The following is a 12,191-nucleotide window of genomic DNA, read 5'->3' as shown; positions in this document are numbered from 1 at the left end:
AAATAGCCATACAGGAACTATACACAAACAGGAATGAATATAACAATGGCTTCCGGTAAATCGGAATTAAAAATCAAATGCTTTAGCGTTCATGAGTTGATTTGTAAAATGCAAACTTGAATATGAATTCTAACCTTATTTTTTATTTTCTTCAGTAGAAATCAAAGTGGATTTTACGCCTGTAAGTAATGATTTAGACCAAAAGTGAAAAATAGACTTTTCCTTTAATCGTTCAAAGTGAATAATCCCAATTCTTGGTTCCTTTTTGCCCGAAGGGTTGCTTTTTTTAACTAAAAAAGTATTTGCGAGAAAACTTATGGTTTTTATTTTCCTGCTTGATTTTGAATAATTTTCATCCAGCATGTCTATTTTTAAATCAGAATATAAAAAAGTCATTTTACCATCTGCAACATGGTCATTCAGCCGAACATCAAAATTTATCTTTTCCACTTTTCCACTTCGAATGGATACTGATGATAGGGGTTCACAAACAGGATTAAACATTTTAAGATCAAAATCCTTTATACTCCCTTTCAACCAATGATCACCTTTATCATTATTTAAAACAAACCCAAAATCAACATTCAAATCAATTTTACCCATTAGTTTAGTATTTACCCTCATTTTAGCAGTTGGGGTTTGAATACAACTTATACTATCATTGGTAATATGGTAAATTTGTGCATTCAATTTTGTAAAGGAAACAGTTCCTGATTTCTTTGTTTTTTCATTGCGTTCCTCATATATTATTGTTGCATTCTTAATATTCACAGAGTCAATTTTAATATTTACTCCTAAATTTTTAAGTGAAACTTGTGGCAAAGGCAAATAATTTTTAGGCCCCTGGTCTAAGGTTTTATCTCTGAAAGCATTTAGGCTAAGTCCTTCAACTAAAACATTAGCAATCCTAACTTTCCCTTCCACCATTAAAGTATGCAGGTCAATGGCACTTATATCAACCCTTTCAGCTAGCAAATCTATCCAATCAATTTCAAACTTATATGCCCTGCTCATTTCTGATTTTGCATATAAAGGAACAAGTACAATTGAATCAATTGTAATTGCAGAACCTTTATAATCTAAATGTATTTTACCTGTTTTAATTTTATGCAAACTATCGGGTAAAAAAAGTTCGCCTCCTGCACAATCCAAATGAACATTACTCAAAGAAAACCAACCATTGTTTGCCTCTGCAATTTCAGCATCCAATTCTATGTCATCTACTTGTAATTGTGCATTTTTTATAGTTCTACGGACCTTATTATCTGCCAAACTTATCCAGGTTGCATTTCCATTTTTTATACTAATACTGCGGATTCTAAGGCTATTTATTTTTCCCTGGAAAAGAGAATAAAAACTAAATTTTATATATTTATCTTTCTGCTCAACTGAATCCTTTAAAGGAGCATTATCGGAAATACGAAGAAGCATTTCAGGATTATCAAAAAGAATTTTATCAATTTTAATATCCGTATCCCCAAGCAAAATCCTTAAGGCAATTCCATTTATGCTGATTTTTTCAATACTACCTTCCTGCTCAACTGCTGTAGAATCTTTTGGAAAAGACCATTTAATCTCCTTAAATGCTACCGAACCAGTCCATAAATCAACTTCCAGGGATTCATAAGTGTAGTTAAAATTGCCCAACAATTTTAATTCTATTTGTTTGGCCAACATCTTTTCAAGTGTTGGATTTATAGCAAAAACTAACAACAGAAAAAAGCCGAAAATAAGTACACTTATTTTTAGAAACAATACTAATCCTCTGTTATTTTTCTTAACCATTTAATGGGTTTATGCCGTGAATTTAAGCATAATAAAAATAGTTTAAAAGGTTTTGATTATTATTAAGAATTTATATTATAATGGAGTTTTCTTCAAATCAATAAAATAAGAAAGTTTCTACGCTGACTTTTGTTGCACGATGGAAATTGCATAGTGTATCGTGTTTTATATTTTATTTAGAATTATAAAAAGATTAATTTTTTGATAAATAATAAAGCAACCAATTCCACTCTTTGCGTTTAATAAGTAAACAACTCGAATTAATCCTCATATGGCTTGCCATTTGAGGATTATAAAACAAATGCTTTAGCATTTATTGGTGCCTGGGGGGAATAATTAACAACAAATAGATTATATATATATGAAACTAATTTACTCTTTAATCTTTGTATTATTAACAAGTTCTGCAAATGCCTTCATCCAGGTTTACATGCACATACAACCTGATTACAATGCTTGTACAGGTAAAATTGAATTTTACACCTGTTCTCAAGGTCCTTTTACCTACATACTAAATTATAACGGCAATCAGGTTCTAATGGATGATGCCTCTCTTATGGCTATTTGCAGTGCTACACACAATTTCATGTTTCAGGCAACAGATGGAACAAATAATTATGCTTTCGAAGCAAACATAAATTTTGATCCTAATAATGCTTCTATAACCTATTTAATTGAACCAACAGTGCTGCCCTTATCTGTAATAAGAACCTATAAGATATCTAACAATACATGCAATGGCGAAATAAATCTTGACATTAATGGAGGTTATTCTCCAACAACTTTAATCTGGTATCAAAATGGCTCGGTAATGCCCACAGTTAGTGGGAATTCTTTAACAAATTTATGTGCCGGAAGTTATGGATATTCACTAACTGATGGTGCAACTTTCTGTCCTGGAATGGGTAATCCACCAATAATTTCAGTTGCTATAGATATGTTAGATTGTTTCATTTTTTCTGAAAACGTTTCTTGTATTGGAGAATGTGATGGAGAAGCAACACTGATCTTTTTGAATAATCCCAATGAAATTATTTTTTCAAATTTAGCTGGCCAAAGTTCCAGTTCTTCCCTTTTTATTAATAATCAGTGTGAGGGCCCGGTTAATGGCTATATTATGCATATGACTGGTACTTCGGCAATGTGCATGTCTGTGATTTTACAACCTACACCTATTGAACCTAATCTTATTGTTACAAACACTTCTACTACAGGAGCAAATGATGGTAGTGCCTCAATAAATGTTTCAGGAGGAACTGCTCCTTATGCAATCCTTTGGGACAATGGGTCTACAGATCCAAACGGGATCAATAATCTTTCACCTGGAAACTATTCCCTTACCATAATTGATGCAAATGATTGTGTTACATACATACCATTCAGTGTTCAGGAAAACCCTACATCTGTTCTTTCTCAAAAAGATTTTGAAAAGTTTATAATTTATCCAAATCCAGCCAGGGAATTTGTTGGTATAGCTGGAACTAACATAGAATCAGTGGAACTGTATGATATGAACAATAAACTTATTGAAACAGGTAAGTTTTTAACTCTTGGGCAAATACAGTTGAATTTAACTGATATTGCTCCTGGTATTTACTTTCTTAAAGTTGATTCCAGGATTTCTAAATTATTAAAAGATTAGCTATTCAAGGATCCAAAAAAGCCATTAGTTATACTCATAGTAAGTACAACTAATGGCTTTTTGTTGTTTTAAAACGTTTTAGAAATGAAACTTCCCAGGTTAACACAATAATTAATAATTATGTAGCTCTCTCTGGCAACTGCACTTTTATCTTCTGTCTTCTTGTTCCCTTTTGTGTTCACGCTCTCTAACTTCTTTTTTCCATTGATCTTCGCGTTCTTTAACTCCCTGGTTCCACATACGGTCTCGCTCTCTCTGCTCATCATATCGTCTATCTCTATCTTCCTGAGTTTCGCTTTTAGGTTCATTTGTGGTATTACCATTTTCGCTGTTTAAATTTTTTTCTTCGTTCATAAGGATGGGATTAATTGTTTAGTTGAATTTACCCACAAAATAAGAAAAATCCAAATTTTAATTTAAAGGAAAAGATATTTGTAAAATAGGAGTAAGGGTTTAAGAAAAAACACTTTTAACAAAAGGATAAAAAATTGTAAATTTTAGCTTATAAATTGTCTTAGCACTATAATCAGAAAATTTTGATTTTCTGATTATAGTGCTTTCAGCGAAGGATGGCATAAAAATAGCAGCAGATACAATTGAATATGGCGCTTTTGATTATGTGAGCAAAAGCGAAAGTACCTTTATTAAAATTGAAAATTTAATTAAAAACATAAGAAACGGAATAGAAGCCCTGGATAAAATTCAACAAGATGTTGTTTTTCAAAAAAAGTAAATATCGATGTGTTTCTCCTTTATGTTTTTCTTTTTATTTATCACTATATATTGGAGGATAAAGACCATGAAAATACTTATTGTTGATGATGATGAATTTACGCTGCAAACAATTGCACATGTATTAAAAAAAGATAAGCATACTGTACTTACTGCAAATGATGGAATTTCAGCTCTTGATTTAATTGAAAAAGAAAATATAGATCTATTAATTAGTGATGTTCTTATGCCCTACATGTCTGGGCATGGCTTACTCAGTCTGACAAAACAGTTTTACTCGAATACTATTCCTGTAATTCTTATTTCCTCACTCAATAAAGCTGATGCCATTTTGTCAAAACTTAAGCTTGATTTGGGAGAATATGATTTTCTAGAAAAGCCGTTAAATTTTGATGAACTTTTAATCAAGGTAAATCATTTGGAAAAAAAGTAATTGTATTGATGTGGGAGTTCATGTTGTGGAAAGATTTCAGGTAAATCTCTTTGCATGGTCATAGATCTTGGGGTTGGCCCTAGTAAATTGGTTTTCTTCCATCACAAATCATTTTGCTTTTTTGAATTTTTCTTTTTCTTCACTTGTGAAATCAGGTGATTGAAGTAAAAAATCATAAATTCTCTTTTGCAAATCCGCATCCACCTTTAATTGTTTTAACAATACTTTTATTAGAATTAATTTGTCTTCTTCCAAATTGGAATTGTAGTTTAAAAACGAAGGTGCATTGGACTGAACAGAAAATCTCAACCATCTTAATTCAGGATTTTTAGGATCCAATTGAATTGACTTTTCCAAATACTCTTTGCCTTTTTTAAAAAAGTTCATTTTTGAATATGGATTATAGGCATATTTAGCAGAAATAAATTCAGACATGCCCCTATAACCAAGCATTAAAGGGTTTTTTTCATTTGCGCTGGATAGTTTTTCATAAAAAGCCTCGGCTTCTTTACTATCCTTTGAAGCCAGGTAGTATTGATTTCTAATTAATATAATATTTTCATCAGGAGATGAAAAAAGAGAAGACACAAACAGCAATATCAATTGTAACATGTTTTTTATTGAATAGGATTATAAATAAAACGTTAAAATACGCTATTATTTATCATTTATATTAGAAATTCTCGGAGTGTCAAATTTCATTATCCTTTAATCGGATTGAACATCTATGACTAAAGAGGAAGCAATCGTTGGTCTATAAAAGAATGCAATTGTCCCGAATTAAGCTAAGCGCATCACGATTTCCCTGAAATGAAAATTTAAATAGGAGTAAAACCATTGAAAAAAAAAATTTACTTTATCACTTTAGTTTATTTGATGCAAAAATTAAAAATGAAAAAAGAGCCGAATAAGGAAACTTAAACGGCTCTTTTAAAAATTTTTTTTGCTTTTTTAGTTAATAGTAAAGAATAAAAATATTTAAAATTATTAATTAACAGTTATCAAAACTTCATTTGATTTTGTTTGTCCTTTACATTCTTTGTATTTTTCACCTTTACTGGGTTTACTCTGACAATCGTAAATTATACAGTAAAAGCCATAAACTCCAGTAGAATCAAAATAGTTATTCAAAGGCCAATCCAATGTCCCTTCATAGTAACTTGCATTTGTACCTGGTCCTTGCTTATACTCCTGGCTTCCAGGAGCTTTAATATATAGATCAGTCCATTTAGCCCCTCCTTCCCATTTTAAAGTCAGAGTGGCAGTTTCGCCTTTATTTACAGTGGTTTTATCTGAAATAAGTGAAACACTCTTAGGGTCTTTCGCACATCCCAGAAATGATATTACAGTAGCTACAGCTAAGATGAAATTTATTGTTTTCATGTTTGTTTTTTTTTAATGAGTTTAAAAATTATTAAAATTACTAAGCCTTATTTTATAAATTCCTTATAAATTGTAGCTGAGGCAAATATATACAACATTTCATTAAAATAAAAAGCCTTAAAGCAATCATTTCTCTTATGTTTACAATCTTTGAACAAAACTTAAAATGTAAAATTCAAGCTTAAATTAAAACACAAACAATAAAACTTAGTTTTCTCACATCTCCATATTATCTATATTTTATTTTAAAGAATCTGCAATGAAACTTTCCTTCCCTTGGTAGTTTCAAATTCTACTCTGCTTATTCACAAATTTCAGTCTTTATAAAAGAAGTTACTGCTGCCCGGTAAAATTTTTTAGATCCCTGGCTAGGCTTTGAGTGAGAGCATTGCAAGAATTTTAATGAAAAAAATCATTTCTCTTATGGAATAATTAACAATCTGAGTCTAAACACTACTAATTAAAACTAAAAACTCAGCCTTATGAAAAAAATGATATTTTTTAACCTTGTGCTAATTGTAACAATGGCCTGGTCAACAATTGAAAACACCTCGAACACAATTTTATCAAACAGTAAAATGACTTTTTATGGAAAATTCAATTCCAACTTGGAAGAAAACGGGATTTTAAAAGGAAAAGTAAGCGATAATATTACAAAAGAAGCAATTGCTTTTGCCAATGTACTGCTAGAGCAAAATGGAATTCAGATTTCAGGAATCACAACTGATAGTAATGGATTTTATAGATTCACGAAACTTAAACCCGGGTCCTATACTTTAAAAACAAGCTATTTAGGCTATGCTCCCTCTCTAATACAAGCGATTCAAATTACTTCTGGAAAAATTGTTACAATTAATCCTATCCTTATTCAAAGCCCTCAGAAATTGAAATCGGTTGAAAAATTAGAGCAAAAACCACATCAAAATTCACTTGATCATTTGAGTACCGGGGCCGTTGTACTATCAGAATCAACTCAAAAGTCATATAAGTCCAATAAAAATAGCAATTATAGAACACAGGAGAATTACTCCACCAATTATTACAATGAACAAAAAGAAGAAAGCTATGAACATTATAAACCAAACCAGTTTGAACATGCTTTAGATGCGCCCCTGTCAACTTTTTCCATTGATGTGGATGCTGCTTCATACAGTAATGCGAGACGCTTTATTCAACAGGGGAACCTCCCTCCTACTGATGCTGTAAGAACCGAAGAGTTTATCAATTACTTTTCATATGATTATGCCCAACCCAAGGATAATCTTCCTTTCAGTATAACTACAGAACTGGGTCCATGTCCGTGGAATGCAAAAAACAAACTACTTCATATTGGATTACAAGGACAAAAAATAACTGCGGAAAACCTTCCTCCGGGGAATTTTGTATTTCTTATAGATGTATCAGGGTCTATGGATGCACCTAACCGACTTCCCCTTGTCAAAAAATCATTGCGGTTAATGGTGAATGAATTAGGCAGAGAGGATAAAATATCCATTGTTGTTTATGCCGGGGCAGCGGGAGTTGTGCTTGAACCAACAAGATGCAATCAAAAAGATAAAATAATGGACGCCATTGAAAACCTTAAAGCTGGTGGATCTACTGCAGGTGGACAAGGAATTTTACTGGCGTATAAAATTGCCAAAGAAAATTATTTAAATAATGGCAACAACAGGATCATCCTGGCAACAGATGGAGATTTCAATGTAGGTGTAAGCTCAGATAATGATTTGGTAAAGCTTATTGAAGAAAAAAGGGAAGAGGGAATTTTCCTGACTGTGCTAGGCTATGGAATGGGTAATTACAAAGATTCCAAACTTGAAAAGCTTGCCAATAAAGGAAATGGGAATTTTGCTTACATTGATAATTTGCAAGAAGCAAACAAAGTTTTGGTAAATGAACTAGGTGCCACTCTATTAACAATTGCAAAAGATGTGAAAATTCAAATTGAATTTAACCCGGCACTTGTTAAAGGATATAGGCTTGTAGGCTATGAAAACAGGATTCTCGAAGCAAAGGATTTTAATGACGATAAAAAAGATGCGGGTGAGCTTGGAGCTGGTCACACGGTAACTGCTTTGTATGAACTAATCCTATCTGATTCGGATTTTAATCCTAAAACCGACCCTTTGAAATACCAGGAAAACAGGGTTAAACCACAGGATTTTTCATCCAATGAGTATGCTACAATTAAATTCAGGTACAAAGAACCAAAAGAATCAAAAAGCAAATTGCTATCTGTTACAGTAAAAGGAATAAATCAAGAACTTCTTAGTACTTCTGATGATTTTAGATTCTCAGCCTCTGTAGCACAGTTTGGAATGCTTTTAAGCCATTCAGAATATAAAGGCAACTCCAATTATGCAAACACGATAGAACTTGCCAGACAATCAAAAGGAAGGGACAACGAAGGATATAGGGCAGAATTTATAAGACTGGTAGATCTGGCCTCAAAATTAGAAATAAGCGATAGAAAGGTTGGAAAATAAGTGAGCTTAGTTTATTTAAATAACATTTAAAATTAAAAGGAGCCGTGAAACATGATTTGCGGCTCTTTTAATTTATATAAATGTTGATAGAAAGAATATGGAATTAGGGATGAAATTAAAAAGTTGAAAAACCTATTTTAATTATCACTTTCTTCCATTTTCAACACTTTTGCAAGTGACTGTAATGCTCTTTTGTGGTTTTTTACGTAGGGGTTTTCGGTATCCCAAACATACCCGGCTAAAACAGAACAAATTTGTTTTTGAATTTCAAGATTTGGTTTTTTTGCAAAAAAGATATCCTGCAAAGAACCATCATACCAGCCCATAACATAGGAGCGGAAAGTATCAACCCCCTGCATCATGTAATCTGTATAATCTTTTTGCCAGTTTACTTGTTGGCCTTTTAATTGTTCACAAACCATTTGAGCGGCCCTATGTCCTGAAACTGTTGCCAGGGTAACTCCTGATGAGAAAACAGGATCTAAGAATTCAGTAACATTTCCGGTTAATACAAAGCCATTACCAAAAAATTTATCTGTACTCATCGACCATCCTTCAATTGTTCTAGGTTCAAAAACAAATTCGCAATTCCTAAAACGATCTTTTATGGTTGAATCTGATTCAATTATTGCTCTTAATTTTTCTTCAGGATTTCCGTTAAATTTTTCAAACCATTCAGGGATCCCAACAAAGCCAACAGAAGTAATTCCATTGGAAAAAGGAATGATCCAAATCCAAATATCCTTTTGATGTAAAACAATGGTAATACGGTTTGGTTCATCCGAACTATCCCGGTTTACATCCTTAATGTGCGAAAACCATGTTTTGCGTGGGGGAAGATTGGAGGGTCTGTCAAGATTAAATAATTTTGGAATAACCCTGCCATATCCACTTGCATCAACAATAAATCGTGCAGCAATTTCTTTTTTATTTCCTTTCGAATCCTCCACAGTTGTAACTGAATCAGTGCCATTAAATTTAATTTCAGTAACACCTGTTTCGAAATCAATGGGAACGCCCATTCGTTGTACCTCATCAGAAAGAACCCTGTCAAATTCAGCACGCTGAACCTGCCATGTCCAAGTCTTGCTACCCTGGGTGAAGCATTCTGAAAAGTTGAAATCACATATTCTGCCATCTTTAACAAACTTAGCTCCGAATTTTTCCTGAAAGCCTTTTTTCGATATTGCATCAATGAATCCTGCATCTTCCAGAGCTTCCATGCACCTGGGCAATAAGCTCTCTCCTATAACAAAGCGCGGGAATTTTAATTTTTCAACGATCTTTACCTTAAATCCTTCTTTATTTATCATGGATGCTGCAACTGTACCAGATGGTCCTGCCCCTATTACCAACACGTCAACTTGTTCTCTTTTCATTTAATGTTTTATCTATTGTATGCAAGCAAAAAAAATTCTTAGTACAAAACGTATTTTTGTGAATATTAATTCACTTGAATAACATTTAACAAAACTAAATTATTGATTTTTCAATAAAGTCATTCCATCATCGAAAACAAAGTTTACGGAAGGGATTTTTATGGGAATCATTTTAGCCTGCACAAAAGTATCATTCCATACAACATCTAATACAGAAAATTGCATATCAGCTGTCTTTCCCGGTATGTGGAATTCAGCAGTAAATTTATAATCGCCTCCTGGAAAAATAATTTCTGCTTTGTCTTTTCGGTTATCATTTGCAAAAATATTTTCAGGACTCTTTTTTACTTTTACCGAAAGTTTAGTTGGGTCCAATATCAACAAATCTTTTCCCTGGTATTTGCAATTAAACTTGGCGGAAGTTTCTTTTGTGGTTTGACTTGATTTTTCAAGGGAACAATTACAATCCCCTGCAGAAAAAGAATTCTTGGAAGCAGGCAATTGAAAATCAGCCGCAGTAAGGGTTTTATCTCCTTTTGGATTAATCCTGTAAAAGCCTGAAAGCTCAAGTTTAAGTTGCTCTACATGAAACTTACTATCACCGGAAACTTTAAGTGTTTTTGATGCTGATCCATTTGGTTCAATAAAAAAATCAATTTTAGAAACTAAACTGCCTACTGGACTGTAATCGCCATGAGCATATTTAAATTTGGATTCTGAACCTTTAAAATAAATATAGTCACTGCTCTTATTTTTAATATTCACATTTACTATTGTAAATTGATGTTGAGAATGGGCATTTTTAAATTCAATAACCAAATCATCGGTTTCAATTGTTTCCACTGAATAATGGTTCTCATGTTTTGGATCACTTACTGGTCTTTGGGCATACAAATTACTCATTAACAATAAAATGAGTATTAACATGGTTGAAAAAATTTTCATGTTTTTAGTTTTTAAATAATTACTGATAAAGTACAAAAATCCGAATAAAATTAACTTATTCAGATTTTTCTGCAATATAAATTTTATTTTTTATTTATAAAATGGAATTATTAATAAAGAAATCAACGGCTGTCTATTAATTTACTTGCCTTTCGCTTACCATCACTCATTTGCATACTAATTATTTCAGCAAGGGCAATGTATTTAATTTTTGGTGTAACCCTTAAACGTGATTGCAGAACTTGTTTTATTTTATTGTCATGCATTTTAACTGAATCAGGCATGGCAATGTTAATGACCATTTCATCAGTTCCAATATCATTTTTGTAAATACTCACAACATAATCCTGAATGTATTCAATTTGGTTCAAAACATTAAATACTGATTGTGGATAAAGTGTAGTGCCGTTGTATTTTATAAGTTGTTGCTTTCGTCCTTTAACCGGACTGATCCTGGATGAAGTTCTTCCACATGAACAAGGCTGGTCGTAATAGGCGCATATGTCACCGGTTTTATACCTTAATAAAGGCATTCCCTGCACACCAAGTGTTGTTATTGCAAGCTCACCATATTCCCCACTTGGAAGTGGATTATTATTTTCATCAAGTATTTCGAACAACATTAATTCTTCATGGTGATGCCCTCCGTTTCCATTACTACATTCTGTAAATGCTGTTTGTTGCTCTGTTGAGGCGTAGGTAGAAAAAAGTTCGACTTTCCAGTTTTTAACTATTCGATCTCCCAAGGCATTTAGTGAAAAATCCTCATTACGAATATTTTCTCCAATGCAAATAATTTTTTTTACTGAAGTAGCATTAAGATCAACATTCTTTTCATTGGCATAATTTATCAGTTGAATAATAAATGAGGGAACTGAGATGAGTACGTTTGGAGAAAGTCTTTCAATGGTATCAAGCTGCATGGGGAAATTTCCAGGCCCACCGCGAATAATCCCTGCTCCTAATTTCCTGGCTCCTGCATAATAAGCTATACCTGCCATAAACTGCCTGTCAAGAGAAAGCATCAAATGGTAAATGTCAGAATCACTTCCTCCTGTGCACAAAAAGGAAAGGTATTCGTTGTAGGCAAGCCGTTCCATGTCCTTTTCAGTAAGGGCAATTGTTACTGGAGTGCCCATTGTTCCTGAAGTGCAACAATATTCAACTACTTTTGTTTTTTCAACACACAGAAAATCCCAATTCCTTGCCTGCAAATCATCTTTTGTGGTAACAGGTATTTTAGCAATATCATGGATGCTTTTTATTTCATGAATGTTAATCCTGTTTTTAACAAAATGATCACGATAAAAAATGGAATTTTCTTCAAGATAAAGCAGTAATTTGATCAGTTCCTTATTTTGATATTCTTTTATATCTCCTGAAGCTTTTTTTTCTATATCCTGCAT

11 protein-coding genes are annotated in these 12,191 nt (G+C 32.6%); 4 read left to right on the top strand and 7 right to left on the bottom strand.

Going from position 1 to position 12,191, the window contains the following annotated elements; genetic code table 11:
- Positions 1-135: 135 nt before the first annotated feature.
- Positions 136-1,785, bottom strand: a complete 1,650-nt coding sequence (locus H0V01_09085; protein ID MBA2583522.1) for a hypothetical protein — start codon at positions 1,783-1,785, stop codon at positions 136-138.
- 361 nt (positions 1,786-2,146) lie between these two features.
- On the opposite strand from H0V01_09085, the gene H0V01_09080 reads away from it, so the two are divergent.
- Entirely contained in the window at positions 2,147-3,427 is a 1,281-nt protein-coding gene (locus tag H0V01_09080; protein MBA2583521.1) for a T9SS type A sorting domain-containing protein, read from the top strand.
- 147 nt (positions 3,428-3,574) lie between these two features.
- Here the strand turns inward: H0V01_09080 and H0V01_09075 are convergent, their stop codons facing one another.
- Positions 3,575-3,781: a hypothetical protein gene (locus H0V01_09075; GenBank protein ID MBA2583520.1), complete on the bottom strand. Its 207-nt coding sequence runs from the start codon at positions 3,779-3,781 to the stop codon at positions 3,575-3,577.
- A 199-nt stretch (positions 3,782-3,980) separates the two neighbouring features.
- On the opposite strand from H0V01_09075, the gene H0V01_09070 reads away from it, so the two are divergent.
- Positions 3,981-4,160, top strand: a complete 180-nt coding sequence (locus H0V01_09070) for a hypothetical protein (protein ID MBA2583519.1) — start codon at positions 3,981-3,983, stop codon at positions 4,158-4,160.
- 66 nt (positions 4,161-4,226) lie between these two features.
- Positions 4,227-4,592: a response regulator gene (locus tag H0V01_09065; protein ID MBA2583518.1), complete on the top strand. Its 366-nt coding sequence runs from the start codon at positions 4,227-4,229 to the stop codon at positions 4,590-4,592.
- A 108-nt stretch (positions 4,593-4,700) separates the two neighbouring features.
- Here the strand turns inward: H0V01_09065 and H0V01_09060 are convergent, their stop codons facing one another.
- Both H0V01_09060 and H0V01_09055 read right to left on the bottom strand, forming a co-directional pair.
- The gene (locus H0V01_09060; protein MBA2583517.1) at positions 4,701-5,204 is read right to left on the bottom strand and encodes a hypothetical protein; all 504 of its coding nucleotides are present in this window, start codon (positions 5,202-5,204) and stop codon (positions 4,701-4,703) included.
- A gap of 375 nt (positions 5,205-5,579) precedes the next feature.
- Complete coding sequence (locus H0V01_09055; protein ID MBA2583516.1) at positions 5,580-5,975, bottom strand: hypothetical protein; 396 nt, start codon at positions 5,973-5,975, stop codon at positions 5,580-5,582.
- A gap of 578 nt (positions 5,976-6,553) precedes the next feature.
- Here H0V01_09055 and H0V01_09050 point away from each other — a divergent pair.
- Positions 6,554-8,461: a von Willebrand factor type A domain-containing protein gene (locus H0V01_09050; protein ID MBA2583515.1), complete on the top strand. Its 1,908-nt coding sequence runs from the start codon at positions 6,554-6,556 to the stop codon at positions 8,459-8,461.
- Between the two features lie 137 nt (positions 8,462-8,598).
- Here H0V01_09050 and H0V01_09045 read toward each other — a convergent pair whose 3' ends face one another.
- The 3 genes from H0V01_09045 to H0V01_09035 form a co-directional block, all read right to left on the bottom strand.
- On the bottom strand, positions 8,599-9,840 hold the full coding sequence (locus H0V01_09045; GenBank protein ID MBA2583514.1) for a tryptophan 7-halogenase: 1,242 nt from the start codon (positions 9,838-9,840) through the stop codon (positions 8,599-8,601).
- Between the two features lie 99 nt (positions 9,841-9,939).
- On the bottom strand, positions 9,940-10,785 hold the full coding sequence (locus H0V01_09040) for a hypothetical protein (GenBank protein MBA2583513.1): 846 nt from the start codon (positions 10,783-10,785) through the stop codon (positions 9,940-9,942).
- A 122-nt stretch (positions 10,786-10,907) separates the two neighbouring features.
- Entirely contained in the window at positions 10,908-12,191 is a 1,284-nt protein-coding gene (locus H0V01_09035; protein ID MBA2583512.1) for an AMP-binding protein, read from the bottom strand.

Source organism: Bacteroidota bacterium, from assembly GCA_013696965.1.
Taxonomy (GTDB): Bacteria; Bacteroidota; Bacteroidia; order JACCXN01; family JACCXN01; genus JACCXN01.
The sequence above is the reverse complement of the archived record's forward strand: the minus strand, read 5'-3'. Positions and strand labels throughout refer to the sequence as shown.